The sequence below is a fragment of the Streptomyces rishiriensis genome (assembly GCF_030815485.1).
In the GTDB taxonomy this organism is placed as follows: domain Bacteria; phylum Actinomycetota; class Actinomycetes; order Streptomycetales; family Streptomycetaceae; genus Streptomyces; species Streptomyces rishiriensis_A.
Map to the genome: position 1 here is coordinate 1,506,261 of NZ_JAUSWV010000002.1, position 26,768 is coordinate 1,533,028.

Annotated in this window: 20 protein-coding genes; 10 read left to right on the forward strand and 10 right to left on the reverse strand. The window is 72.7% G+C overall.

Features of this window, described 5'->3' with window-relative positions; genetic code table 11:
• Positions 1 to 170: 170 nt before the first annotated feature.
• On the forward strand, positions 171 to 1,691 hold the full coding sequence (glpK, locus tag QF030_RS09105; RefSeq protein WP_307162148.1) for a glycerol kinase GlpK: 1,521 nt from the start codon (positions 171 to 173) through the stop codon (positions 1,689 to 1,691).
• A gap of 71 nt (positions 1,692 to 1,762) precedes the next feature.
• Here the strand turns inward: glpK and QF030_RS09110 are convergent, their stop codons facing one another.
• From QF030_RS09110 to QF030_RS09125, 4 genes are all read right to left on the reverse strand, one after another.
• A complete protein-coding gene (locus tag QF030_RS09110; RefSeq protein ID WP_307162149.1) occupies positions 1,763 to 2,368 on the reverse strand; it encodes a GTP-binding protein in 606 nt (201 codons plus the stop codon).
• Positions 2,369 to 2,528: 160 nt separating this feature from the next.
• Positions 2,529 to 2,924, reverse strand: coding sequence for a DUF742 domain-containing protein (locus tag QF030_RS09115; RefSeq protein WP_307162150.1), 396 nt, complete (start codon positions 2,922 to 2,924; stop codon positions 2,529 to 2,531).
• 9 nt (positions 2,925 to 2,933) lie between these two features.
• Positions 2,934 to 3,371, reverse strand: coding sequence for a roadblock/LC7 domain-containing protein (locus QF030_RS09120; protein ID WP_307162151.1), 438 nt, complete (start codon positions 3,369 to 3,371; stop codon positions 2,934 to 2,936).
• Positions 3,368 to 6,319 carry a sensor histidine kinase gene (locus QF030_RS09125; protein ID WP_307167517.1) on the reverse strand — a complete coding sequence of 984 codons (2,952 nt, stop codon included), beginning with the start codon at positions 6,317 to 6,319 and terminating at the stop codon, positions 3,368 to 3,370. The genes QF030_RS09120 and QF030_RS09125 overlap by 4 nt, the downstream gene beginning before the upstream one ends.
• Before the next feature lie 420 nt (positions 6,320 to 6,739).
• Between QF030_RS09125 and QF030_RS09130 the strand changes: the two genes are divergently transcribed.
• A complete protein-coding gene (locus tag QF030_RS09130; RefSeq protein ID WP_307162152.1) occupies positions 6,740 to 7,336 on the forward strand; it encodes a hypothetical protein in 597 nt (198 codons plus the stop codon).
• Between the two features lie 174 nt (positions 7,337 to 7,510).
• The gene (locus tag QF030_RS09135) at positions 7,511 to 9,037 is read left to right on the forward strand and encodes an APC family permease (protein ID WP_307162153.1); all 1,527 of its coding nucleotides are present in this window, start codon (positions 7,511 to 7,513) and stop codon (positions 9,035 to 9,037) included.
• On the opposite strand, the gene QF030_RS09140 is transcribed toward QF030_RS09135, so the two are convergent.
• The 4 genes from QF030_RS09140 to QF030_RS09155 all read right to left on the reverse strand — a co-directional run bounded on the left by QF030_RS09140 (position 9,038) and on the right by QF030_RS09155 (position 17,145).
• The gene (locus tag QF030_RS09140; RefSeq protein WP_307162154.1) at positions 9,038 to 13,669 is read right to left on the reverse strand and encodes a hypothetical protein; all 4,632 of its coding nucleotides are present in this window, start codon (positions 13,667 to 13,669) and stop codon (positions 9,038 to 9,040) included.
• A gap of 147 nt (positions 13,670 to 13,816) precedes the next feature.
• Entirely contained in the window at positions 13,817 to 14,695 is an 879-nt protein-coding gene (locus QF030_RS09145; RefSeq protein ID WP_307162155.1) for a hypothetical protein, read from the reverse strand.
• A 52-nt stretch (positions 14,696 to 14,747) separates the two neighbouring features.
• Complete coding sequence (locus QF030_RS09150) at positions 14,748 to 16,277, reverse strand: hypothetical protein (protein ID WP_307162156.1); 1,530 nt, start codon at positions 16,275 to 16,277, stop codon at positions 14,748 to 14,750.
• A gap of 166 nt (positions 16,278 to 16,443) precedes the next feature.
• Entirely contained in the window at positions 16,444 to 17,145 is a 702-nt protein-coding gene (locus QF030_RS09155) for a GntR family transcriptional regulator (RefSeq protein ID WP_307162157.1), read from the reverse strand.
• A gap of 167 nt (positions 17,146 to 17,312) precedes the next feature.
• On the opposite strand from QF030_RS09155, the gene QF030_RS09160 reads away from it, so the two are divergent.
• Genes QF030_RS09160 through QF030_RS09180 form a run of 5 tightly spaced genes read left to right on the forward strand, consistent with a single transcriptional unit; the run spans position 17,313 to position 21,784 of the window.
• On the forward strand, positions 17,313 to 18,614 hold the full coding sequence (locus QF030_RS09160; RefSeq protein WP_307162158.1) for an MFS transporter: 1,302 nt from the start codon (positions 17,313 to 17,315) through the stop codon (positions 18,612 to 18,614).
• Complete coding sequence (locus QF030_RS09165) at positions 18,611 to 19,465, forward strand: putative hydro-lyase (RefSeq protein WP_307162159.1); 855 nt, start codon at positions 18,611 to 18,613, stop codon at positions 19,463 to 19,465. Before QF030_RS09160 ends, QF030_RS09165 begins: the two co-directional genes overlap by 4 nt.
• A gap of 20 nt (positions 19,466 to 19,485) precedes the next feature.
• Positions 19,486 to 20,253, forward strand: a complete 768-nt coding sequence (locus QF030_RS09170) for a LamB/YcsF family protein (RefSeq protein ID WP_307162160.1) — start codon at positions 19,486 to 19,488, stop codon at positions 20,251 to 20,253.
• Positions 20,254 to 20,255: 2 nt separating this feature from the next.
• Entirely contained in the window at positions 20,256 to 20,918 is a 663-nt protein-coding gene (locus QF030_RS09175; RefSeq protein WP_307167518.1) for a 5-oxoprolinase subunit B family protein, read from the forward strand.
• On the forward strand, positions 20,915 to 21,784 hold the full coding sequence (locus QF030_RS09180) for a 5-oxoprolinase subunit C family protein (RefSeq protein WP_307162161.1): 870 nt from the start codon (positions 20,915 to 20,917) through the stop codon (positions 21,782 to 21,784). Before QF030_RS09175 ends, QF030_RS09180 begins: the two co-directional genes overlap by 4 nt.
• Positions 21,785 to 22,359: 575 nt before the next feature.
• Here QF030_RS09180 and QF030_RS09185 read toward each other — a convergent pair.
• Positions 22,360 to 23,781, reverse strand: a complete 1,422-nt coding sequence (locus tag QF030_RS09185) for a HEAT repeat domain-containing protein (RefSeq protein ID WP_307162162.1) — start codon at positions 23,779 to 23,781, stop codon at positions 22,360 to 22,362.
• A 323-nt stretch (positions 23,782 to 24,104) separates the two neighbouring features.
• Positions 24,105 to 24,497: an ankyrin repeat domain-containing protein gene (locus tag QF030_RS09190; protein WP_307162163.1), complete on the reverse strand. Its 393-nt coding sequence runs from the start codon at positions 24,495 to 24,497 to the stop codon at positions 24,105 to 24,107.
• A gap of 262 nt (positions 24,498 to 24,759) precedes the next feature.
• On the opposite strand from QF030_RS09190, the gene QF030_RS09195 reads away from it, so the two are divergent.
• Positions 24,760 to 24,954: a hypothetical protein gene (locus QF030_RS09195; RefSeq protein ID WP_020128927.1), complete on the forward strand. Its 195-nt coding sequence runs from the start codon at positions 24,760 to 24,762 to the stop codon at positions 24,952 to 24,954.
• A gap of 41 nt (positions 24,955 to 24,995) precedes the next feature.
• Positions 24,996 to 26,756, forward strand: coding sequence for a hypothetical protein (locus QF030_RS09200; protein ID WP_307162164.1), 1,761 nt, complete (start codon positions 24,996 to 24,998; stop codon positions 26,754 to 26,756).
• Positions 26,757 to 26,768: the final 12 nt, after the last annotated feature.

The following is a 26,768-nucleotide window of genomic DNA, read 5'->3' on the forward strand; positions in this document are numbered from 1 at the left end:
GCATCGGTCCCTCGGTCGGCCCACCCGGCTCTGCCGCCGATCCCGCAACCAGGCTCCGGACGCCTCCTACACGCCCACCCGGCCCTGACCCCGGCATCCGTCGTCCGACCGCCGCCGCACCGCCGCAGCAGTCATCCACGCAGCCTTCTGAATCAGCCCAAGGGGTAGCCATGACGGACAACGCCGAGAAGTACGTCGCCGCAATCGACCAGGGCACCACCTCCAGTCGCTGCATCGTCTTCGACCGGAACGGCGCGATCGTCGCCGTCGACCAGCGCGAGCACCGTCAGATCTTCCCCAAGCCCGGCTGGGTGGAGCACGACGCCACAGAGATCTGGTCCAAGGTGCAGGCCGTGGTCGCCGGGGCGATCGCCAAGGCGGGGTTGCGCGCCGACCGGATCAGCGCCCTCGGGATCACCAACCAGCGCGAGACGACCGTGCTGTGGGACCGCGCCACCGGCAAGCCGGTGCACAACGCGATCGTGTGGCAGGACACCCGCACCGCGGCGCTCTGCGGACAGCTCGGGGGATCCGACGGGCAGGACCGGTTCCGCGCGCGGACCGGACTGCCGTTGGCCAGTTACTTCTCCGGACCGAAGGCGGCCTGGCTGCTCGACAGCGTGCCGGGTCTCAGGGCGCGCGCGGAGCGCGGCGAGATCGCCTTCGGCACGATCGACTCCTGGCTCATCTGGAACCTCACCGGCGGCACCGACGGCGGCCGGCACGTCACCGACGTCACCAACGCCTCCCGCACGATGCTGATGAACCTGGAGACCCTCCAGTGGGACGCCTCCATCCTGTCCGCGATGGGCGTACCGGAGGCCATGCTGCCGGAGATCAGGTCCTCTGCCGAGGTGTACGGCACGGCCGTGGGCCAGCTCGGCGGTGTGCCGGTCGCCTCGGCGCTGGGCGACCAGCAGGCGGCGGTGTTCGGCCAGGCCTGCTACGACGTGGGCACGGCGAAGAACACGTACGGGACGGGCAGCTTCCTGCTGCTCAACACCGGCAACCGGCCGGTGCCGTCGAAGAGCGGACTGTTGACGACGATGGGCTACAAGATCGGCAGTGAGGCGCCCGTCTACTGCCTGGAGGGTTCGATCGCCGTCACGGGCGCGCTCGTGCAGTGGTTCCGGGACCAGCTAGGCATCATCCGTACGGCTGACGAGATCGAGAGCCTGGCGGCGAGTGTCGACGACAACGGTGGCGCTTACATCGTCCCCGCCTTCTCAGGACTGTTCGCGCCGTACTGGCGCTCCGACGCGCGCGGGGTCGTCACCGGCCTCACCCGCTACGTCACCAAAGGGCATCTCGCGCGTGCGGTGCTCGAGGCGACGAGCTGGCAGACGCGCGAGGTCGTGGACGCCATGTTCCAGGACTCGGGGGTGGAGATCACGTCGCTGAAGGTGGACGGGGGCATGACCAAGAACGACCTGCTGATGCAGCATCAGGCGGACGTGCTCGGCGTGCCCGTGATCCGGCCCCGGGTCTCCGAGACCACCTGCCTGGGCGCGGCCTACGCCGCGGGGCTCGCCGTCGGCGTGTGGAACGACCTCGACGAACTCAGGGCGCACTGGCGGAAGGACGCCGAGTGGACTCCCGCGATGGAGGCGTCGGTGCGCGACCGCGAGTACCGGAACTGGCGCAAGGCCGTGGAGAAGAGCTTCGGTTGGCTGGAGGACGGCGAGGGCTAGTACGCGCGCGTGCGTCCTGTTGAGCCGCGGTCCGTACCCCTGTCGGCGGGGGTACGGGCCGCGCGGGCGTCTCAGGTGGTGATCGCCTGGCGGCGTTCCGCCCCGAGGTCCATCGCGTGCTGCACCACGCCGACCAGAACGTCCCTCACCGATCTTCGGTCGCGGGCGTCGCACAGCACCACGGGTATGCCGTCATCGAGGTCGAGGGCGCTTCGGACGTCCTCCTCGGGGTAAAGGGCGGCGTCCTCGAAGCAGTTGACGGCGATGAGGAAGGGTATGGAGCGCCGTTCGAAGTAGTCGACCGCGGCGAAGCAGTCCTGGAGCCGACGGGTGTCGGCGAGGACGACGGCGCCGAGCGCGCCCTCGGAGAGCTCGTCCCACATGAACCAGAACCGCTCCTGGCCGGGCGTCCCGAAGAGGTAGAGCACCAGGTCCTCGCGCAGGGTGATACGCCCGAAGTCCATAGCGACGGTAGTGGTGTGTTTGGCCTCGACGCCGGTCGTGTCGTCGACCGGGCGGCCCGCCTCGGTGAGGTACTCCTCGGTGCGCAGCGGTTTGATCTCGCTGACCGCCCCGACCAGGGTGGTCTTGCCCACGCCGAAACCGCCGGCCACGAGGATCTTGAGCGTGACGGGCTCGACCGGGGGCTTGCCACGCTCAGAACGCCCGAAGATCATCGGTCTCTTCTCCTGCTTGATGGCTTGACTGGGGGTTCTCCGACGGCGGTCCGTGCGTCGGCAAGTGGCCGTCCGGGCGGCGCCGGCAGGTCGGTGAGGCACCGTCCCGGTGCGCCCACCACCGCCGAACGGTCACGTCCTCACCTCGCTTCCGCGCCGCTCACAGCGCTCGGAGGCCGTTGATCACGTCGCGCAGAATACTCTCGTCCGGCAGTTCGGCAGGGGGTACCGGCCGGTTCACGTGGACGAACTCCGCGTCCACGAGGTCGCCGACGAGGACCCGTACGACGCCGATCGGCAGATCGAGTTCGGCGGCGAGTTCGGCGACCGACTGCGGTGTTTCCCGGCACAGATCCACGATGTCCACGTGCTCAGGGGACAGCGACGGATCCGTGTCCGCGTCCTCGGCGTGGGGCTCGGCGACGACCAGCGCGATGAGATCGAGACGGTGCTGGACCGCACTGGTGGTGCGGCCGCGCGTCATGGCGTACGGGCGGACGACGGGTCCGGCCTCGTCGTCGAACCAGTGACCTGTTCCCTGACCGTCTGTGCTCATGCCGTCCCACTACCCGCCCGAGGGCAGATCGGTGCGTGGGGTCGTGGCCAGATGTGCGCCGACCCGCTTGACGAGGAGCGTCATCTCGTACGCCACGAGCCCCACGTCCGAGTCGGCGTCCGAGAGGACGGCGAGGCAGCTGCCGTCACCCGCCGCCGTGACGAACAGGAAGGCGTCGTCGAGTTCGACGACGGTCTGGCGGACGCTGCCGGCCTCGAAGTGACGGCCGACGCCCTTGGCCAGGCTGTGGAACCCGGAGGCGACGGCGGCCAGGTGCTCGCCGTCCTCACGGGTCAGGTCCGTGGACACCCCCGTGGGCAGGCCGTCGCCGGAGAGGACGACGGCCTTGCGGATGCTGGCGACGCGGTCGACGAGTTCGTCGAGGAGCCAGTTCAGCTGGCCGTTGCTGGTGGTGGTGCTGTGGCCGGTCGCCTTCGGTGCGGTCATCGACCGTCCCCCTTGTTCGTTCCTTGTGGTGCTGCGCCGCTGTGGGCGTCGTCGCCCGCGGCGTTTTCTACGCGGCCGCGCTGCCAGCCGCGCTGGAGCGAGGCCATACGGCTGCGTACCTCGTCCGCGTCCCGGTCCGCGGGGTCGGCTCGGTCCTCTTCGCGCGGGGCCGGGCCCTGCCGCAGTTGCGGGGCAAGGTTGGCCTGCCGTACGCGACGGGGCAGCGCACCCGTGCCGGAGCCGCTGCCACGCGGCGCGGTTGCCTGGTTCCCGGTGTCGCTCCCCGGGTCAACGCCCCGCGCACCGCCGCGGTTCCCGTCGGACCCGCCGCCACCCGACCCGCCACCCGGTCCGCCGGACGCCGGGTCGCCGGTCGGGCCGGACGCGGTGTCGGCACCCTCGGGCGTGCCGCCGGGGCGGGCCGCGGCCTGCCGCGTGCGCTGCGGAAGGGCGGGGGGCTGGGTCGGCTCCGGCGCCCCGTGGCCGGGGCGCTCGCTCGCGCCACCGCTGCGGGGGATCTGTGCCGTCGTGCCGCGCCGGCGCGACGGCAGCGGTGCCGGTCCGTCGCTCTCCACGCGCCGGGGACCGGGCCTGGCCGGGGGTTCCGTGTCCGTCTCGGCGCGCCGGGGCCGGTGTTCCGGGACCGGGCGACCGTGCGAACTGACCAGCTTGGGCATGCGGCGACCGGGCGGCAGCGGTACGGGAGCGGCCGGGTCGTCGGCCAGCGGCCCATGGGGTTCGCCGGGGCTGTCGGGCAGCCGGTGGTGCTGGTCGACGATCTTCGCCGACGGCTCGTCCTCGGCGCGGGCGAGGGAGCGCCTCGGGCGGAACAGGCCACCGCCGTCGTCGTCCTCGTCCAGGGCGGCCGGGAAGTCGCCGAGGGCGTCCAGGCCGACGGGCGCCTCCAGTTCGACCGGACCGTCGAGCACCGAGGCGGGCACTCCGGGAAGCTGCACCGATGCCGGCGAGAGGGCGGTCCTGCGGGTCTCCGCGTCCGCGTCCTTCGGGGGCCGGGGGCGGTCGAGCCGGAAGCCGATGCCGTTGGTGTCGGGGACGTCGTCGGTGAGCAGCGCCTCGGGGATGAAGACGATGGCCGTCGTCCCCCCGTACGGCGAGGGCTGCAGGGAGACGCGAACGTTCTGCCGCTGGGCGAGCCGGCTGACCACGAACAGCCCGAGGCGGTCGGTGTCGGACAGCTCGAACTCCGGTGTCTCGGCGAGACGGAGGTTGGCCTCCAGGAGAGCCTCGGGCGCCATGCCGAGGCCGCGGTCGTGGATCTCGAGGGTGAAGCCGTTGGCGACCCGGTCGCCGAACACCTGGACCGCGGTGTGCGGCGGGGAGAACACCGTGGCGTTCTCCAGGAGTTCGGCCACCAGGTGGGTGAGGTCGGCGACGGCCGGGCCGGTGGCGGCGAGGCGCGGCAGCCGGCGGACCTCGATGCGTTCGTAGTCCTCGACCTCGGCGACGGCGGCGCGCACGATGTCCATGAGCTGTACCGGCCTGCGCCACTGGCGGGACGGGGCGGCGCCCGAGAGGATCACCAGGCCCTCGGCGTGGCGGCGCATGCGGGTGGTGAGGTGGTCGAGGCGGAAGAGGTCGGCGAGTTCCTCGGTGTCCTCGGTGCGGCGCTCCATGGTGTCGAGCAGGGTGAGCTGCTTGTGCAGCAGGACCTGGCTGCGGCGGGCCAGGTTGACGAACACCTCGGAGACCCCGGACCGCAGTTCGGCCTGTTTGACGGCGGCCTCGACCGCGGCGCGCTGGAGGGTGTTGAGGGCCTGGCCGACCTCTCCCATCTCGTTCTTGTCGTACTCCAGCCGCGGGACCTCGGTCTCCACGTCGACCTGTTCGCCCGCCGACAGACGGCGCATCACACTCGGCAGCCGTACTCCGGACGCCTCGTGGGCCTCCACCCGCAGCTGGCGCAGGTCGCGTATGAGGCCACGGCCGACGCGTACGGACAGGAACAGGGAGACCAGCAGGGCGACGAGCCCGAAGACGCCGGCGACGACCGCCTTGACGATGACCTCGATCGCCACCGGGCGGACCCTGTCCTGATAGCGGTCGTTGGCCTGTTCGTCCAGGGCGCCGAGTTCGAGGAGGACGTTTCCGGCCGCGGTGTCCCAGTTCTTGGCGCTGACGCCTCGGGGCATGTCGCCGGGCGTAGTGCCGACGACGGCCTGTTCGGCGGTCCGCAGCGGGGCGGTGGTGGCGTTCCTCCAGAAGCTCTCGTAGCGTTCGCGCTCCGCGGTGGGCAGTTGGGCGAGGCTGATGTCGTAGACGACCTCACGCTGGGCCTCGAAGTCGGAGACTTCGCGGATCTCCTCGCGGCTGAGCCGGCCCACCACCAGCGCGGAGCCGAGCAGGGCGTCCTCCCGGGACAGCAGTTCACGTGCTCGGGCGACGCTGACGAGCGCGCGGTACTGCTTGTCCATCTCCACGCTGTCGACGACGTCCAGTTTAGCCAGCAGGGCGTAACAGGGGTCGATCAGCTGGGTGTAGAGGGTGAGGGCCTGCGCTCGGGTGACGGTGCCCTCCTCGACGCTTCGGCGCAGCGAGTCGACGCCGTCGAAGGCGTCGAGCACCGCGGTCAGTCCTTCTCCGTCGTCCTCGTCCAGGACGTCGCGGACGTCGGGGTCCTGGGCGTTGCCGCGGATCTCGGCGAGTGCCTCGTCGGTGGCGGTCCGGGTGCGGCGCAGCGCGGACAGGGCGTCGGAGGCCCGGGGGTCGGCGAGGTAGACGAGGGTCTGGCGGCGTTCCTGCTGAACGACGCGGACGGTGTCCTCGATCGGATAGCCGACCTTCTCGACGAGGGACGACACGGTGAACAGACGGCCGGCCTCGCGCCCCGTGAGTACCGTGGCGAAGCCCCAGACGGCGGTCAGGGACACCAGCGGCACGAGGAGCAGCGCCACGATCTTCCGGCGGATCGACTTCCCGCGAAAGCGCATGGCCTCCCCCAGCTCGAACCCCCACCGGCAGGGGGTACGCATGTGCGTCAACAAACGGCGCGAGCCTACTACCGACGCACAGTGAACTCGAAGAGGTGTCCGGAAGCTGAACTTCCGCCCCGTGGGCGAGACATGGCGTGTTGTCCGGTCATTACGGGAGATTGCCGCCCGGGATCCGCTCCTTCGGACCCGGCCGGATCCGGTCGGTCGCGCACACGAGTTGGCCAGAATTTTTCGCAACGGGGGAATCTTCGGGGCATGTCGTTCGTCCTACTCATTGGGAATTGGGTGCGGAATCGGCCACACGAGCCGTTTGCCGCACCCGGGCGGCGTAAAACAGCGCAAGCCGGGCAGCCACTGGGGAACCGGGTCTTCGACTCGGAGGCGAGCGGTCTGCTGGCGGTGGGGAGTGACACAGTGATGGGCACGGCGGAGCGGCGTGAGGCGCCCGAGTTGAACGCGGCGGCGGGTGGTACGGCACTGCGGGATCCCGAGGTACCGGAGCGCGACCTTCCGGCGAAAGGGCACGTGACGTCGGGGCGGCGCGACAGCCCGACGGACAGACGGGGTACGGCCGGGCGCGGCACGGCCGCCAAGGCGCAGGGACAGGGGCAGGGGCAGGCGGCCTCCCGCCCGTTGTGGGTGGAGGAATCCGCGCGGCGCCGCCGGATGCCCGACCCGGTGCGTACGGCGGCGGTGCGCGCAGTACTCGTCATCGCCGCGACCCTGGTACAGGCGATGGTCGCCTTCCTGTGCACCCTGGCCGGGTCCTGGCTGGCGTTCCCGATGGTGATCAGCAGCGTCGTCAGTACGGTGCTGGCGACCTGGGGCGCGCTGGATGTCTGGGTGACCCGACAGGTGTGGAACCAGCGCAACGGCGTGGTGTCGGCGCCGAGCAGCACCGCGCGTTCCCTGCGGCGGGAGCGCCGCCGGGCGCACCGGCAGGCACAGGCCGCCGAGCGCGCGCAGGAGCGGATACGCAGGCAGGGCGGGGCCGGGCAGCTGTCCCACTCCTGAGGTGGTGGGCGCGGCACCGGCCGGGGAGCGCTGACACGCCTCCCGGTCGGGCCCGCCCGTTCACAGGGTGAGCGCAGTTCTTCGCGGCGTGTGAACGGACGCGGTCGGCGATGATCTCGCGGGCTCACCGCGCCGGTGATTGCCTGGTCTCCTCCGAGCACCGGGAGTCCGCCCATGACGACAGCCGAGCGTCCGCCAGGCCCGCAGCAGGACGACGCCGAGCTCGCCGAGTTCGGCTACCGACCCGAACTCAGGCGAACGCTGGGCAGCTTCCACACCTTCGCCGCGGGCATCAGCTACATCTCCATCCTGACCGGCACTTTCCAGCTCTTCTACTTCGGCTACGGCAGCGGCGGCCCCGCCTACTGGTGGTCCTGGCCGATGGTGTTCGTCGGCCAGTTCACGGTCGCCCTGTGCTTCGCGGAGCTGGCCGCCCGCTATCCGGTCGCGGGGTCCGTCTACAACTGGTCGAAGAAGATCGGCAATCCGCATCTGGGCTGGCTCGCGGGCTGGATGATGCTGACCGCCTCGATCGTGTCGATCGCGGCCGTGGCGCTGGCCTACCAGTTGACGCTGCCGCAGATCTCCTCGCTCTTCCAGTTCGTGGGAGACGGCACCGGAACGTACGACGTGGCGACCAACGCGGTCGTCCTGGCCACCGTGTTGATTGTGTTCACCACGCTGGTCAACGCCTTCGGCGTCAAGCTGATGGCGACGATCAACACAGCCGGTGTGTTCATCGAGCTGATCGCCACCGTCGTACTGATCGTCCTGTTCGCCGTCCACATCACCCGCGGCCCGCAGGTGGTCCTGGAGACCAACGGCACGGGAGCGGGTCACGGGGCCGGGTATCTCGGCGCGTTCCTGGTGGCCTCGCTGGCCTCGGCGTATGTCATGTACGGCTTCGACACGGCCGCGTCGCTCGGCGAGGAGTCCATCGAACCCTCCCGCAACGCGCCCCGCGCGATCATCCGGGCCATCGTCGCCTCCTTCGTCCTCGGCGGACTGGTCCTGCTGCTCGCGCTGATGAGCGTCTCCAGTCTGCAGGGCGAGAAGCTGTCCACCGACGGGCTCCAGTACGTCGTGCTCGACGTGCTCGGTCCGACGGCCGGCAAGGCGATGCTGTGGTGTGTGCTGATCGCCGTCACGGTGTGCGCCCTGGCCGTGCACACGGCGGCGATCCGGCTGGCGTTCGCGATGGCCCGCGACAACAACCTGCCCGGCTCCTCGCGGCTGGCCAAGTGCCACCCGCGCTTCCGGACGCCGGTGCTGCCGACCGTGATCATCGGTGTGCTGGCGCTGGTGATCCTCGTGGTCAACATCCGCCAGCCGCAGATCTTCACGGTCGTCACCAGCATCGGCATCGTCATGATCTACCTCGCCTACCTGGGGGTGACCGGGCCGATGCTGGTGGCGCGGCTGCGCGGCAGGTGGCATCCGGCGAGCGACGGGAAGTTCTCGCTCGGCCGCTGGGGGCTCCTCGTCAACATCGTCGCGGTGGTGTGGGGCGCGGCGATGACGACCAACCTGATCTGGCCGCGCGCCTCGGTCTACAACGCGGCGGCGCCGTTCCACTGGTACCTGCGGTGGGGCGCCGTCCTGTTCGTCGCCGTGATCGCGGGCGGCGGCTTCGCCTACTACTGGTTCGTGCAACGGCACCGGACCGGTGTGCTCGAGGACCACCGCCCGGCGGACGGCTGATCAACCGGCGTTCGGCGCAGGACGCTTGTACATCCGGGTCGCCGTGATCTCGCTGCGCACCTGCGCCGCTTCGTCCTCTCCGGCCGGGGCCTGCTGCGGCAGACCCGGTCGGAGGTGCTCCTCGACGCTGATGTATTTCAGGCCCGCCCGCAGGTCGGCGTCGTTACGCAGCCGGATGACCAGCGGGAACTCCGCCAAGGCCGTCGTGTCGAACAGACCTGTGGTGTAGAGGAGCTGCACCCCGAGGGCGTCCGAGACGGCGCGCTGGAGTTCCAGCAGATAGGTCGCGTTGGCGCGCCCGATGGGGTTGTCGAGGAACAGCGTGCCGGCGTACCGGTGCTTGTCCCGGCCGCGGTCGTTGCTCCTGAGGGCCGCCATCGTGCAGTACAGGGCGATGGCGGCGGTGAGCAGCTGGCCGCCGGAGAACACGTCGCCCATCTGACCGACGGGGACCCGCTCGGCGCGCAGTACGGCGTCCGGCTTGAGGATCTCGACCGCGACGCCCTTGGGCTGGAGGGCCGCACCGACCCCGCGCAGCAGCAGCGACATGCCGTCGCGCCGCAGATCGGAGTTCTTCTTCACGGCCGCCCGGGTCGCCTCGTCGACGACCTCGCCGAGCCGCTCGGTGAGGGTGCTCTGGTCGGGCTCCTCGAAGCGGATGCGCAGGAACTCCTGGCCGGACCACTCGCCGAGCCCCTCGGGCAGCCGGGAGAGCCGCTGGGCCGAGCGCAGGGTGGCGAGCGCGGACTCGACGAGCCCGCGCAACCGGTCCACGATCGAGTCCCTGTTGCGCTCCAGCTGCTCCAACTCGTCCGTCAGGACCCGCAGCCGGGGCGCGAAGGCGTTCGCCCACTTCTGCGCGTGCTCGGGAAGCGCCGAGGCGGGCAGCTCACGGATCTGCTGGCGGGCCGGGGTGCGGACCTGCTCGTAGCGCGTGGAGTTGGCGTGCCGGACGAGGATGTCACTGGCCTCGCGGACGGCGGACTCGGCGGCCGACAGCTCGGTGGCGCAGCCGCGCAGCGATCGGCGGGCCTCGGCGGCCGACCGACGGGCCTCCTCCAGGGTGCCGGGGTAGGGCTCCGGCTCCTCCTGCTCCTCCTCGGAGATGTGTTCACGCAGCAGGTCCCGGAGCATCGCGGCGATCTCGTCGAAGCCGCCGACCGCGTCCTCGGCGGCGCGGTGGCCGGCCAGCAGTTCGGCGTGGGCCGCGCGGGACTGGTCCAAGGCCTCCGAACGGGCGGCGAGTTCGGCCGTCGCGGTGCGCAGCAGCGCCTGGGCGTGCTCGGCGTCGCGCGGCCGGAGCTCCTCGGGCAGTTCGGTGTGGGTCTCGCCGTCCTCGGGGGCGTGCCGCTCGGCCTCGCCGCGCAGCCGCCCGAGCTGCTCGCTGGCGGTGGACATACGGGTCTCCAGGAGCTGCACCAGCTCTTCCGCGCGCGCGGAAGCGGACTGCCGGGACGGCCCGTCGGAGCCGTCGGGCGACTGGAGCAACTGCTCCGCGCGGGTGCGGACCTTGTTGCTGAGCCGGTCCAGCTCCGTGCGGGCCCCGCTCTCGTCGCTCTCCGCGCGGGCCTGCTCGGCGCGCAGGTCCGCGCCGACGCCGACCTGCTCGTACAGCTGGGACGCCGCCCGGTAGGCCTCGCGCAGGGCAGGCAGGGACGCCCTGGCCGCCTCCGGTCCGCCCTCCGGCAGCTCGTCGGGGGCGCCGGCGATCTCGGCTCGTTCGGCGCGCAGCGCCCGCGCGGTACGGCGGGCGTCGTCGGCGGCGCGCTGGGCGCCGCGGCGGTCCTCGTCGGCGGCGCGGGCGCGCTCCAGGCAGGCCTGCGCGCGGGCCTCCGACTCGGCGGCCTCGTCGGCGAGTTCACGCACCTTGACCTGCCAGCCGGCGCGCTCACGCAGCCGGAAGGCGAGACCGGCCAGGGCGTCGGCGGCCCGCCGGGCCCGCTGTGCGGCCTCCTGGCGCTCGTCGCGCACCTGGGCCGCCTCGGCGGCGATCTCGTCGGCCTCGGCGCGCACGGTGCGCGCCTCGGACAGCTCGGCCTCGGACTCCTCGGCGAACGCGGCGGCCTCCTCGGCCGACCGGGCCAGTTCGGTGAGTCGCCCGGCGGGACAGCCGGTACGCCAGGACGTCAGCCGGGCGGCCAGCTCCCGGTCCTTGCCGAGCCGCGCCGCGAGCCGCCGGATGTCCTCGTCGCGCTCGGTCGCCCGCGCGCGCAGGGCCTGGCGTTCCTCGTCCGCGGCGTGCTCGTCGTGCATGGCCGGGTTCGGCGGGACGAGGAAGACGTCACCGCTGCGGGAGTCGGCCGCCGGGGTCGGCGCCAACAGCGCGGCGGCCGTACCGACGGCGACGGCCGACCGGGGCAGCAGCGCCGCGTCACCGAGCGCCTCACGCGCGCGTGCGTGCGAGGCGGGGTCGGTGATGATCACGCCGTCGACCAGTTCGGGCCGGGCGGCGAGCACACGCGCGTGGTCGACGGGGTCGACGGCCTGCGCGAGGTAGCGCCAGCCGGGCAGGGCGGGGATGCCGTGCTCGCCGAGGAACTCGACGGTGGCCAGCACGTCCGGGCCGGGCGGCAGCAGTCCCCCGTCGCCGAGCGCGCCGAGGATGCGGGAGTCGTCGGCGGCCGCGGTCCGCAGCTCGAAGAGCTGACGTTCGGCGGAGGAGACGGCGTCGTCGAGGAGGCCGCGCAGTTCGTCGGCGCAGCGGTCCAGGTCCTCCGGGGTCAGCAGACAGTCGTCGTCGGGCTCGCCGTTCCGCCGTGGCTGCGGGATCCGCGGGCGGGCCCCGCCGCCGGTGAGCCCGAGCAGCTCCGCGAGCCGTTCCTCACCGGCGAGGGACTCGGCGAGCCGCCGCTCGGCCTCGTAGGAGCGGTGCGCGGCCGTCCCCGCGTCGGCCGCCCGGGCCGCGGTGAGTTCGGCGCGGGACTCCGCGGAGGCGGCTTCACGCGCATGGTCCGCGGCCCTGCGTGCGGCGTCTCGTGCGGCGTCCCAGGCGGCGACGGCGCTCTTCTCGGCGTCGCTGGCGGCGAGGGCGGCGCGGGCGGGGTCGGCGTCGGGCGCGCTGTCGTCGAGCCAGCCCGCGCGTACGGCCTCGGCGGTCTCCTGCTCGACCTCGGAGAGGCGCTGACGCAGGTGCCCGACCTCGCTGCGGGCGCGCTGGGCGTCGGTGGCGGCGGACGTCGAGTCCCGGTGGGCGGACTCCCCGACCTCCTGGAGCGCCGCCGAGCGTTCCTCCTCCTCGTCGGCGAGGGCCTCCGCGTTCTCGGCGGCCGCGTGCAGGGCCCGTACGAGGTCGACGGCGGCCTCGGCGCGGGCGGCGAGCGCGGGGGCGGCGTCGCGTTCCGCCTCCTGGATCGCGGCGGAGACCCGCGCGACCCGGTCGGCGGCGGCACGGTGGCGCAGCACAACCTCGGCGGCCTGCCAGGCGGAGTGCAGGGTGCGGGCGTCGGCGAGTTCGCGCTTCTGCGCCGCGGCGGACTTCTCGGCGCCGGCGAGCGCCAACGAGGCGTGCCGGAAAGCGAGTTCAGCCGCGATCAGGGCGCTGCGCTCGCGTGCGCTCTCGGAGTGCGTGACGGCGTGGGCGGCCGCCGTCACCCGCTGGGCGAGATCACCGGCCCGCGCCTTCTCCCGCCGGCCGCGCGCGGACAGCCGCCGGGCCAGCGCGCGGGTGCGGCGCTCGGCGCCGGCGTGGACGTCACGCGCGCGTGCCCGCGCCTCGGCGGCCTCGACGATCCGCCCGAGCAGGTCCACCGAACCGGCGGTGAAGTCCCGTTCGGCGATCAGCTCGGCACGGCGGCCCAGCTTGTTGCCGAAGCCGCTCACCAGGTCGGCGAGCCCGTCGGTGTCCCGGGTGTCGGTCACCGCGCGCAGCAGCAGGTCGGTGAAGTCGGAGTCCTTCTTGACCGCGAAGAGGCCGGCGGCCTCGCCCTCGTCGGCGTTCATCTCCCGCTGGTAGCGGAAGAGTTCGGGGTCCAGGCCCAGCTCGCCGAGGTGCTCGATCCACCGGTCGTGGATCTCCTCCCAGTGCACCTCCAGGTGCGGATAGGCCTTACCCGCCTCGGTGAGGGCGTCCCGGAAGCCCTTCATGGTGCGCCGGCGCCCCTGCGCGCCGGAGGCGCCCTCGACGGGCGGGCGTACGGCCGTGGACTCGGCGACGGGCAGGTTGTCCAGGCTCAGCCCGGGCCCGGGCCGGAACGAGTACCAGGCCTCCGCGAACTTCCGCGGATCGTTGGACACCTGCCGCCCGCGCCACTCGCTCACCTTGCCGACGACGACGCATTCGCCGGTGAGCACGTGCTGCCACTCCAGCGCCACGTGTCCGCAGTCGTCGGCGAGCAGGAACTTCCGCAGCACGCCGGAGCTGGCGCCGCCGAGGGTGTTGCGGTGACCCGGCAGCATCACCGAGAAGATCAGCTTGAGAAGGACGGACTTGCCGCCGCCGTTCTCCAGGAAGAGCACGCCCGCGGGCGCCGGCCGGCGCGGCGGGCCGACGGGCTCCTCCGCGAAGAACTCCGCCTGCGTCGGGGCGGGGTCGGGCACGATGTCGCCCACGCCCCGCAGGTCAAGCACGGTGTCGGCGTAGCGCGCACCGGCAGGCCCGATGGAGTAGAGGCGGACCCGGGACAGCTCGTACATGGCGGACTCTCGTAAGTCTTCGGCAGATCGGAGGGGGGAGGCGCTTCGAGCTCGGGGACCGAGGGCCCGTGAGCTCAGAAGCTTTGAGGCTCTGTGGTCCTGAAGCTCTCCAGGGCTGAAGCTCGGAAGCCCTGTGGCTCTGAAGCGTCAGGAGTGGAACGGCAGACCGGCGTCGGCCACCAGATCCAGGTCGTCGGTCTCCTCGGCGGGCAGCAGCGTCGGCGAGCCGTCGGTCACCGGGACGACGCCCAGCTCCAGCAGCTCGGCCATGGCCGCACCACCCGCCATGTCACGCACCTGGAGCTGATAGCGGGCGGTCGTCCGGTAGGTGCCGCCGCCGTCGTCACCGGTCCGCTGGAGGAAGCCGGAGTCCGTGAGGAACGCGACGGCCTTGCCGACGATGCCGGTCGTCGAACCGGCGAGTCTGCGCGCGTCCTTGGTGGCGCCGGTGGAGCTGCGTCTGGCCCAGATCCGCCAGGCGGCCTCCAGTCCGGGCGCGTCGGTGGCCGGGTCGGTGTTCTCGCCCTGCTCCTCCGCCCGCTCCTCCAGCCGACGGCAGGCCTGACGGACGAAGGCGTCGACTCCGTTGACGCTGACCCGGCCGATGTAGCCGTCGTCGGCCAGGTCCTCCGGCCGGGGGAACGCCATCGCGGCGACCGAGAGATGCGCGAGCCCGTGCAGGAACCGGTCGCCGCCGTCGGCGGACGTACGACGCGCGTAGTCCCCCATGCGCACGGCGAACACCGAGTCCTCGGCGGCGGTCACCGCCATCCCCGCGCGCGGGGACACCTCCAGCACGATCAGTCCGAGTCCGGCGGCCACGGCGTCGGCGAGCCGCGCGAACGCCGGATCCTCCCGGTACCTCCGGAGCAGGTCCGCGTACTCCTGGTCCCGCGCGGGCTGCAACTTGGGGAGCAGCCCGAAGGCGACGAGCCGCGCCGCGTCGGCGGCGTCGGCGGGGGTGACGGGGGCGTTCACCGCCGGGGCGGGGGCCTCCGTATCGCTCCACTCGACGTGCTCGGTCACAGCTTCGGCTCCTTGGTGTCGCGGTACTCGTCCACTCGGTTCCCGACCCGGCTCATGCCGCCTCCGTGCGGTCCGCCGCCATGCCCGCGGCGTCCAGCAGGGCGGTGCCGACGATGAGATCGGCCCCGCCGAACCCCGGGTCGTCCAGTTCCTTGCCGTCGTCCACGGCGAACAGCAGCTTCTCCTCGCCCTGGCGGTAGGCGGTGCCCACGGCCGGGCTGGCGGCGTGCACGGCCAGCAGTGCCACCAGGTAGGCCAGCTCCTCGCCGTCCTTGGCGCGGGCCTCCTCGAGCAGTCCCGAAAGCCGTCGCGGCGCGTCCGCCGGCAGATCGAGCAGCTCCTTGGCCATCGCCAGCTGTTCCTCGCTGAACCGGCTGTCGTCCGGCGTCGCGATGAGGTCCGGTTCCGGCATCTCCGCCCCCAGGTGCTCCCGCTCCACCGGCGGCGTCAGCAGCAGGTCGACGAGATCGCCCACCCGCACCGACACCGGCGTGCGCAATCCGGTGCCGTGGGCGAAGAACGCGTCGGTGACCCGGACCGCCTGCTCCAGCGGCAAGGGAAGCACGGGTGTGACGAGGTGCCCGTAGAGGTCGATCCCGGAGGACGTCCTGGGCGTGGCGAAGGCCTGCCGGTCCTGCTCGGCGCGGAACAGCGGTCCGGCCTCCAGCAGCCGGGACTGAAGCTGGGTGTGCCGGCGGATGCAGTCCTTCACGATGTCGACGAGCTCGGCGGCCCGTCGCTTGTTCTCCGCGTCCTCGATCTCGTCGCGTGCCTTGCGGATGTTGGTGAGGATCGCGTTCTCGTGGCGGTAGCGGTCGGCGACGTGGTCGAGGGCCTCGGCGATCATGTCGGGTACGGCGTTGAGCCAGTCCACCGCGCGCACGTTGCGCCGGGTCGCCTCCAGGGCGCGGCGCAGCGTCTCCGAGTACTGCACGGTGCGATAGCGGGCCTGCTCCGCGGCCAGCTGGGCGTCGGCGAGACGGCCACGCCTGACGAGCACCTCGAGCTTGACCTCGGCCGCGATCTGCGCGCTGGTGACGTCGGTGTCGAGGGCGCCGACGAGGACGTTGACCGCCTCGTCGGTCGTGCGGAGGTAGACCGCGCCGTCGTATCCGGGGACCTCTTCGATGAGCTTGAAGTCGTAGTCCCGGCGTACGTAGGTGCCGTCCGGCGCGAAGGTCCCGTACATGGCCCGGAAGCCGCGGTCGACGCTGCCGACGTTGATCAGGTTCTCCAGGACCCAGCGGGCCACCCGCTCGTGCTCGGCGACGGGTCGCCGCGGGGCCTGCGCGGCGATGCGCGGCATGAGGCGGGCCACTATCTGGTCGTGGTCCGCGCCGGTGTCGAAGTCCATGTTGAGGGTGACGAGGTCGATGGCGGCGAGGGCGATCTCCGCCATGCCGTAGACGGAGTACTCACCGGCGAGGTTGGCCTTGCGCGCGTCGAGGTCGTGGATCGGCGCGGTGCAGGCGAGCGCGCGCAGCCGCCGCGCCAGCCCCTCGTCGGCGGCCGGGCCCGGTGCGGGGCGCGGCCCCGCGCTGAGCTGGGGCGGAACACGGTCCGTCGACACAGGCGAAGTCACGGTGCACAGACTAGGTCCTCGGTCTGACATCGACCCAAACGAGGCGGATCGCCTCCGGCGGCCGGGCGGGCGACCACCGGCCGTGTTCCGTCTGCGGGCCGGTGCGGCCACCGGCCGTGTTCCGTCTGCGGGCCGGTGCGGGCCTGCCGCGCGGTTCCCCGCGCCGCTACAGGCCGCGGTCCTCCCCGACCCTTCGCCGGTAGACCTCGACCACCCTTGCCAGGGAATCCTCGAGGTAGACCGTGAGCAGTTGCTCGGCCTCCGCCTTGTCACCTGCCTGGAGGGCCTGAAGGATCTGGCGATTGCGCTGGAGGTACGGCTCGTGCAGCCGGCGTGGCTCGTCGACGAGGTGGAAGGCGAGGCGCAGTTCGGCGAAGACGCTGCGCATCAGCTCGTCGGTGCGCACGCTTCCGGCCAGGGCCACCAGTTCGCGGTGGAAGTGGAAGTTGGCGGTGCCCAGCCCTTTCCAGTCACTCTCGACGGACGCGATCTGCCCCTCGGTGACGCTCGCCCGCAGGCCCTCCAGCGCGTACGGCGGCTCTCCCAGCCCGCGTACCACGGCGCACTCGACCAGCGCGCGCGTGCGGTAGATGTCCTCGACGTCCTCGACGGTCAGGACCCGGACGAACACGCCCCGGTTCAGCTCGTGGACGAGCAGGCGTTCGTGGGTGAGCAGCCGGAACGCCTCGCGCAGCGTGTTGCGGGAAACGCCGAGCGCCCCGCCGATGCTGTCCTCCGACAGCCGCGTGCCAGGCGGGAAATAGCCCTCGGCGATGCGGCTCCTGAGGATGTCCGAAACCCGTTCGGCCGTGCTCGTGCGGCCCAGGAGGGCGCGGTCGTCGGCCAGTCCCGCCAGCTGCTCTGCCATGCCCGGAATTCAACCGCAGACACGGGAACGAAACAACGTGGGTATTGAAGGATCGTTCAACGATCCTCTACCTTCCTCTCATGGCCCCGCCCGTCCCCACCGCGGCGACCGCCTCCGCACGGCACGGCTCACTCCCAGCACCCCTCCTCCCACCGCGAGGTGCCCCCATGAGCACGCCCCTCCCACCCCGGACCCCGGCCACCGACATCCGGCCCGCCACCTCCGAGAACGCGCCCGACGACGGCGCCCTGGCCTGGCTGCGGGCCCTCGGTCCGCGCGGCCGCCGCGCCTTCGCCGGCGCGTTCGGCGGCTACGCCCTCGACTCCTACGACTACTTCACGCTGCCGCTGAGCATGGTCGCGCTGGCGGCGTACTTCGGCCTGGACAGCGGCCAGACCGGCCTGTTCACCACCGTCACCCTGGTCGCCTCCGCGATCGGCGGCGCCGTGGCGGGCGTCCTCGCCGACCGCATCGGCCGGGTCCGGGCCCTGATGATCACGGTGATCACCTACGCGGTCTTCACCGTCGCCTGCGGTTTCGCGCCCAGCTACGAGATGCTGCTGGTCTTCCGGTCCCTTCAGGGCCTCGGCTTCGGCGGCGAGTGGGCGGTCGGCGCGATCCTGGTCGCGGAGTACGCGAGCGCGCAGCACCGGGGCCGCACCCTCGGCGCGGTCCAGAGCTCGTGGGCCGTCGGCTGGGGCCTCGCGGCACTGGCCTACACGCTGGTCTTCTCCTTCTTCGGCGACGACGTCGCCTGGCGCGTGATGTTCTGGACGGGAGCCCTGCCCGCGCTGCTCGTGGTGTGGATGCGGCGCCGGGTACAGGACGCGCCGGAGGCCACCGCGGCCCGCGAGCAGAGCGCCGAGAAGGGCTCGTTCCCGGCGATCTTCAAGGGACCGCTGCTGCGGACGACCGTCTTCGCGGGCCTGCTCTCCACCGGTGTGCAGGGCGGCTACTACACCCTGGCGACCTGGGTGCCGACGTATCTGAAGTCCGAGCGCGGCCTGTCGGTGGTCGGCACCGGCGGCTATCTGACCTTCCTGATCTCGGGAGCCTTCCTCGGCTATCTCACCGGCGGCCACCTCACCGACCGGCTGGGCCGGCGCCGCAACATCTGGCTGTTCGCCCTGCTCTCGGCGGTGTGCATCCTGGCGTACGCGAACATCCCGACCGGTGCGGACACCGTGCTCCTCGTGCTCGGTTTCCCGCTCGGGTTCTGCATGTCGGCAATCTTCAGCGGCTTCGGCTCCTACCTGAGCGAGCTGTACCCGACGGCTCTGCGCGGCACGGGACAGGGCTTCACGTACAACACCGGCCGCGCCGTGGGCGCCGTCTTCCCCACCACGGTGGGCTTCCTGGCCGACAGCTGGGGCGTGGGCGGCGCCCTGGTCTTCGGCGCGATCGGCTACGCCATCGCCGCCCTGGCGCTGCTGGGACTTCCGGAGACCCGCGGGAAGGAACTGGAATGAACCGTCCGATCCTCTCGCAGGACCGCCGTCCACCCCTCGTCGACGACCGTCCTGTCACCCTCCTCGACGAGCACGCGCACGCGTGGAGCCCCGCCGCCGCCCGGACCCGCTTCCGGGCGGGCCTGGCGGGCCCCACCGCAGGGGTCGCGGGCGGACACACACAGGTCAACCTGATCTCGGTGCCCGCCGACTGGGCGTACGACATGCTCCTGTTCTGCCAGCGCAACCCGAAGCCCTGTCCCGTCCTCGACGTCACGGACACCGGCTCCTGGACGACCGTGCTGGCCGAGGGCGCCGACCTGCGCACCGATCTGCCGCGCTACCGGGTCTGGGAACACGGCGAGCTGGTGGACGAGCCGACGGACGTGCGCGCGTACTGGCGTGAGGACCTGGTGTCGTTCCTGATCGGGTGCAGCTTCACGTTCGAGTGGGCGCTGTCCGGGGCGGGTGTCCCGATCCGCCACGTCGAACAGGGGCGCAACGTCCCGATGTACGTGACGAACCGCCCGTGCAGGCCCGCGGGGCGGCTGCACGGCCCCATGGTGGTGTCGATGCGGCCGGTGCCGCCGCAGCATCTCGCGGCGGCCATCCGGGAGAGCAGTCTGCTCCCGGCGGTGCACGGCGGCCCCGTACACTGCGGCGATCCTTCGGGACTGGGCATCGACGATCTCGGCCGGCCCGACTTCGGGGACCCGGTGGAAGCCGCGCCGGACGACATCCCGGTGTTCTGGGCCTGCGGCGTGACCCCACAGGCCGCGGTGATGGCCTCACGCCCGCCGTTCGCCCTCACCCACGCGCCGGGACAGATGTTCCTCACCGACGCCCGCGACGAGCAGTACCGCGTGGCTTGAGAAGGAGATACGAAGGAACCATGACCGCGACGACCGCGATCGATCTGAACGCCGACCTCGGCGAGGGCTTCGGCCGCTGGCGGCTGACCGACGACGAGCGCCTGCTGTCCGTCGTCAGCAGCGCCAACGTGGCCTGTGGCTTCCACGCCGGAGACCCGGTCACCATGCGCCGGGTGTGCGAGCTGGCGGCCGAACGGGGCGTGACGATCGGCGCGCAGGTCTCCTACCGGGACCTGGCGGGGTTCGGGCGGCGCGCCATGGACGTGCCGCCCGCCGAACTGGCCGCCGAGGTGGCGTACCAGATCGGCGCCCTGGAGGTGTTCGCCCGGGCGGCGGGCGCGCGCGTGGCGTACGTGAAGCCGCACGGCGCGCTCTACAACCGGGTCGTGCACGACGAGGAACAGGCGGGCGCGGTGATCGACGGGGTACTTCTCGCCGACGCCGCGCTGCCCGTTCTCGGGCTGCCCGGCTCACGCCTGCTGGAGCTGGCCCGAGGGGCGGGGCTCCCGGCCGTCCCGGAGGCCTTCGCGGACCGTGCCTACACCGAGGAGGGCACGCTCGTGCCCCGTGGCCGGGCCGGGGCCGTGGTCACCGATCCGGACGCCGTCGTGGAACGGTCGGTGCGCCTGGCCCGCCTCGGTCAGGTCGCCTCCCAGGCGGGACCGTCCATCGCGGTGCACGCGCGTTCGCTGTGCCTGCACGGCGACACACCCGGCGCGGTGGAGCTGGCCTGCCGGGTCCGGCGTGGGCTGGAGGAGTCGGGCGTACGGGTGGAGGCCTTCGCATGAGCGTGCGTGTCCTGCCCGTCGGCGACGACGCCCTGCTCGTCGAGCTGGCGTCGGGCGCGGAGGCCGAGGCCCTGCACGCGGAGCTGCTGCGGCGCCGCTCGGCGGGGCTGCTCAGCGCCCGCGAGATCGTCCCGGCGGCCCGCACCGTCCTCCTGGACGGGCTGACCGACCCCGGCCGGCTGGCGTCCGAGCTGGCCACGTCGGACGTACCGCCCGTTCCCCCGCGCGAGCAGGCCGCCGTGGAGATCCCGGTCCGTTACGACGGCCCGGATCTGGCCGAGGTCGCCGCCCTGTGGGGCGTACCTCGGGAGGAGGTGGGCCGCATCCACGCGGACACCGAGTTCCGGGTCGCCTTCTGCGGGTTCGCGCCCGGCTTCGGCTACCTCACCGGTCTGCCTCCGCGCTACGACGTGCCGCGCCGGGCCACCCCGCGCACCGCCGTGCCGGCCGGTTCGGTGGGGCTGGCCGGGCCCTACACGGGTGTGTACCCGCGCTCCTCACCGGGCGGCTGGCAGCTGATCGGCAGCACCGAGGCGGTGCTGTGGGACCACACGCGCGTGCCGGCCGCGCTGCTGTCGCCGGGCACACGCGTGCGCTTCGTCCCCGTAGGACCCGCGGTGCCGGTGGGACCGGTGGGACCGGTGGGACCGGTGGGCACGCCGTGAGCGACCGCGCGGTCTTCGTCGTCCGCTCCGGGGCGCTCACCACGGTGCAGGACCGGGGCCGCCCGGGACACGCGCATCTCGGCGTGCCCCGTTCCGGCGCTCTCGACGCGCCCGCGGCGGCCCTCGTCAACCGGCTGGTGAGCAACGAGCCCGACGCGGCCGTCCTGGAGACGACGCTCAGCGGCTGTGCGCTGAGGCCGCGTTCCGACATGACCGTCGCGGTCGGCGGCGCGCCCTGCCGGGTCACCGTGGACGGCCGGCCGGCCGCCTGGGGCGCGCCCGTGCGGGTGCGCGCGGGGACCCTCCTGGACATCGGACCGGCCGTCTCCGGAGTGCGCACGTACGTGGCCCTGGCGGGCGGCGTCATCGTCGAGCCGGTCCTCGGCAGCCGCTCCACGGACCTGCTCTCGGGCCTCGGTCCGGCGCCGCTCACGGACGGCGCCGTCCTGCCCGTGGGGCGCGAACGCGTCCTGCACGCGCGCGTGGACGTCGCCCCGCAGCCGGCGCCGCCGGCCGAACTGGTCCTTCGGGTGACGCTCGGCCCGCGGGACGACTGGTTCACGCCGGACGCGCTGCGCGCCTTCACCTCGCGGACCTTCCAGGTGTCCTCGGCGAGCAATCGCATCGGGCTGCGCACCGAGGGGCCCGCTCTGGAGCGGGCCCGGAGCGGTGAGCTGGCCAGTGAGGGCATGGTCATGGGCGCCGTACAGGTTCCGCCGGCCGGCCGGCCGGTGGTCTTCCTGGCCGATCACCCCACCACCGGGGGCTACCCGGTGATCGGGGTCGTCCGCGCGGGCGATCTCGCGGCCGCAGCCCAGGCCGTGCCCGGAACGCCGGTCCGCTTCGTGGCCGTACGCCGAAGGTGACGCCGGCGGCGCCCGCCGGGCTCCAGGCGGCGTCCGGCTGCCGCTCCGCCACGGCGAGCGCGGCGAGCGCGGCGAGCGCGGCGAGCGCGGCGAGCCGCGGATCAAGCCGGGCGCTCGTCCCCCGCGCGCGGTGCCGCAGCCGTCGGCGGTCGGCGGTCGGCGTGGGCGGTTGCGGAAGCGGGTCGGCGCACCGCCGGGCCACCCAGCCGGTCCCCGCGGTCACCAGCCACCGAAGGCTCGCCGAGGCCGTCGGCGCCGGGAACCCGGGCGCGGCCGAGGACGGGGGGCCCGTCGCGAGGCCCACCCCAGCCGCCACCGCGCGCGAGCGCGCGCCCCGTTGCCGGTGGCCCCGTTCCCCGGGGTGAAGCGGTCCGCGGTCCCCCATCGCCCGGTCGGTCAGCCAGGCGCCCTGCGCGGCGTGCAGGTGGAGCAGGGCCACGTCGTCGTTCCCACCGAACGCGGTGGCGACGACGACGTGGCCCTGCTCCTTGCCGGTCGGACCGGCAGGCGTCGCGTGTTCGTCTGCCGGGCCGGCCGCCGCCAGGCTCCCCTCGGGCGGCGGCCGGCCCCGGCATTCACATGGCGGACGCGGCGTCCGGTCCGATGCGGCTCCGTACGGCCGTCTGGACCTCCGCCTCCTCGGCCGGATCGGCGGCGAGCCGGCGCAGCCGCTCCACGACCCGGGCGTCACCGGTCTCGGCGTGCCGGGCGGCGATCTCGCGGGTGCCCTCCTCGCAGTCCCAGAGGCACTCGACGGCGAAGCCGGTGGCGTAGGAGGGGTCGGTGGCGGCGAGTGCCCGGGCGCAGCGGCCGCGCAGATGGGACGAGGCCGTCTCGCGGTAGATGTGGCGCAGCACGGGCGCCGCGCAGACGATGCCCAGCCGTCCCGCGCCGTCGACGAGCGTCCACAGGGTCCGCGCGTCGCAGCCCTCGCCGCGTACCGCCTCGCGCAGGGCGCCGAGGACGAGGTCGCTGTCCTGGGTGCCGCCCCGGCAGGCGAGCATGCGGCCGGCCGCGGCGCCCAGCGGGTCGGGCCGGTGGACCCAGCCGCGGGCCCGGTCCACGGCGGCGACGCTGCGCATCCGCTCGAAGGCGTCGACGGCGGCTTCGACGACGGGCGTGGAGCCGGTGATCACGGCCTGTTCGATCAGGACGAGGGCGTCGGGGTCGTTGAAGTCGGCGAGGTAGCGCAGGGCGGTGCACCGGGCTCCCTCGGTGCCGTCCTTGGCCGCCTGCACGATCTCCGGTCGGTCCTCGGGTCCGGCCACGGCGGAGAGGCAGCGGGCGGCGGGGACGTGGAGCGCCGCTCCGCGTTCGACGCCCTGCTGGGCCCAGTCGAAGACGGCCTGGACACTCCAGCCGGGGCGGGGTCCGCTCGGAGTCAGCTGCCGTTGCCAGCGGTCGAAACAGCCGGCCTCCTGAGCGGCACGCACGCGCGTGGAGACGTACTCGCGGGGATCGTCGGCCCACAGCCGCCAGGGCCGTGGCTCGAACGCGTCCCGTACGGCGGCGGCGAGCTCGGCCTCGCCCTCGGTATCGGTGGCGAACCGTGCGAGCACGGGTGCCGCGAGGGCTCGCAGACCGGCGTCGTCGTCGCGCAGGGCGAGTTCGTCGAGGGCCCAGGCCCAGTTGGCCCCCGAGGCCGCGTACCGGCGCAGCAGGACCAGGGCCTCCCGCCTGCCGTAGGAGGCGAGGTGGCCGAGGACGGCCAGGGCCAGGCCCGTGCGGGACTCCTCGGTGTCGAAGGAGTCCTCGGCGTCGAAGAGGTGGGCCTCGATCTCGTCCAGCTCGCCGTGCAGGTCGAGGTAGAGACGGGCGTAGTAGAGGGAGCGGTTCTCCACCTGCCAGTCGTGGCGGGGGTCCCGCAGCACACAGTGGTTCAGCGCCGCGAGCGCCTCGGCCCGCGGTGCCGTGAGCGCGTGCAACGTGCCGTCGCCGCGGCCCCTCTGGAGCAGGCCGAGCAGCGTACCGCTGGGCGCTATGACCGGATCGAACATGGGAAACAGCCTCACATCAAGCGTCGACGCAACCGGGGACGTGCATTACCTGGCCGCGTGACAACACGTCGGGGCGCCCGCCGTTTCCTGCTTGCTGTAGACCATTTTCCTCTGCCTCTCGTCGGTGGCCCATGCGGACCGCATCACGGCCCGCGCGGTGCGGCAACAGCTGCCCGGCCATCGCGTCCGTGAATCACGACGTCATGATGACCCGCCTGTTCTGCCTGCCGCGACCGAAATTTCCGGCGGCCTTGTACCGCCTCCCCCGTGGTCGTCGATTTACCTGGTCAGGAACTTCCGTTGACCTGCTCAGGACGGTCGGCTCAGTGCACGCCGAACAGTTCCAGCAGCTCCGCCCTGGCGAACATGCGAGCGGTGTCGACGGCTGACGGCGTCCCCTGCGAAGGGTCGGCGCCGGCCTCGAGGAGGACCCTGACGACGTCCGTCTCGCCCTTGAAGGCCGCCCCGGCGAGCGGGGTCTGACCTCGGTCGTTGATCCGGTCGGCCTCGGCGCCGCGGGCCAGCAGGGCCCGGACCGCGTCGGCGTGGCCGTGGTACGCGGCGAGCATCACCAGGGAGTCGCCGCGGTCGTTGGTGAGGTTGGCCGGGACGCCCGCGTCGACGTACGCCACGAGCTCCTCGGTCCGGCCTCCGCGGGCAAGATCGAAGACCTTGGTCGCCAGCTCCACGACCTCGGGGTCGGGGGCTTCGCTCATCGGCCGGTCCGCCTCTCACTACAACCGTTCAGGTGAATCGCCAGCGTACTGGCTCGTCGGAAACATGACCGATCCCGTCGGCGGCAAAGATCAGAGACAGACCCGTTCGACGCAGTTCTCCTGCTCAGGCAGCCACCAGGCCTTCCGCCGGCTGGGGGAAATCGGCCGTATTTCACCCAGTTGCACCTTTTATAGTATGGATACATCCTGTGATCCTGGAAGTACTCATGGTGACTGTCCCCCGCGAACCAGGAGAACCCAAATGATCCTGTCCATGTCAGGCGTAGTCCTGCTCGGCATCATCGTCTTCCTCTTCTTCCGCAAGGACGGGCTGAAGGCGTCGCACGCCGTGGTCTCGGCCCTGTTCGGCTTCTACATGGCCAGCACGGCCATCGCGCCGAGCATCAAGGCAGGCGGCGAGAGCCTGGCAAGCCTCCTCGGCGGCATCAAGTTCTGACGCCGCCCGTCCCGTCCGTACGCACCTCACAGGAGACAGCAGTGGCCCGGCGCCCCCTTCCCAGCATCCTGAGCACAGGCAGCGCGCAGATCGCCCGGGGCCGGGAGCTGGCCCGGACGGCGGCCGACAGCGCCACCGATGTCCTCCATCCGCTGATCACGATCACCCGCGGACTGCGCCGGCTGGCCTCGGCCGGGCGGCGCAGGTGGGCCGAGACCCCCAAGGACAGGCGCGGACCGCTGCTGTTCCTGGCGGCCTCCCTGATCCTGGTCGTGGTACTGGTGCCGTACGGCCCGCTGCTCGCCGTCATCACCCTGATGGCGGCAGCGGCCTGGCAGGGCAGGGACCGCAACCCACCGGCTCCCGAAGGCCCCGACGAGTCGCAGATCCAGCGACTCCAGGTGCTGTACGAGGCCCTGGTCCCGTACTTCTCGACGGCCGACGACCCCGCTCCCCTCTACGCCCACGGCGGCGACTGGGAGACCGTCTTCCCGACGCAGGAGTTCGACGACTCGGGCCGCGTGGCCCGCCTCGTGATCCGTTACCCCGCGTTCTTCCCGGACGGAGAGGCCGCCCCACGCGCACGGATCGAGCAGCTGCTCGCCGCGAAGTCCGGCCGTGGCCGCGAGTACCTCTTCGTCTGGGACGAGGAGGGCAACGAACTCACCCTCAGTGTCCTCAACCCGCTCCCCACCGACTTCGCGGCTCAGCGCTTCGTCACCGCCCCCGGCGAGACGGTCCTGGGCATCACCGACCCCTCCCGGGTCCAGCGCACGCTCCCGCTCGCCCACGGCGAGGACCGGCGCGACGTACCGCCGGTCGTCTGGCGCACCGGCATCCGCTCCACCGAGCCGCATCTGCTGGCGGTCGGCCAGCCCGGCAGCGGCACCTCCACCCTGCTGCGTTCCCTCGCCCTCCAGGCCCTCCAGCACGGCGAGATCCTGGTGATCGAGGGCGGCGGAACCGGCGAGTACGCCTGCCTCACCGGCCGGGACGGCGTCCTGGGCGTCGAGGTCGGACTGGCCGGGGCGCTGGCCGCCCTGGAGTGGGCGGTGCGCGAGACGGAGCGCCGGCTCGTCGCCGCCAACCAGGCCCGGCAGGCGGGCGACCCGCCGCCGGACGACACCAAGCACCCGTTGTGGATCCTCGTGGACCGCCCCACCGCCTTCACCCATCTGGCCGACACGGACGGTCACAAGGATCCGCAGTCCCTCCTCCAGGTCCCCCTCCGGCACGGCCGCGCGGTCGGGGTCACGGTGGTGGTGGCCGAGCAGTTCGACGCCCTGGACTCCCTGGGCGACGCCGTGCGGCAGCACACCCGCGCGCGGGTCGCGCTCGGGCCGGCGTCGAAGGAACAACTGGAGGCCGTCCTCGGCGCGCCCCCGCACACCACGCCCGTCGACCACATGCCGCCGGGACGCGGATACGCCCGGCTCGGATCGGGGCCGGTGCACCGGCTCCAGGTGCCGGCGACCCCGGATCCGTACGACGACGCGACGAGCGACGCGCATCGCCAGGCGGTGCTGGACCTCCTGCCGCCGCGTTCCCTGCCGACCGACACGGAGACGTTGCCGCCGGTACCGGTCGAGGTGGTGCTCACGAAACCCGTGGACACCGACCTCGTGGACGCGAAGGCGCCGGGCAGTGAGGTCGGGAGCGCGCACGCCCTGGGCGCCGGTGCCGCAAGCCCCGGTGCCGTGGACCCCCTTGCCGTGGGCGCTGATGCCCCGGACCCGGTGGGCGCGAACGTCCTGAGCGCCGGACCGGTCGGCGCCGAGCAGGTGTCGAACGCGGGCGGGTGACCGCCCCCGCCG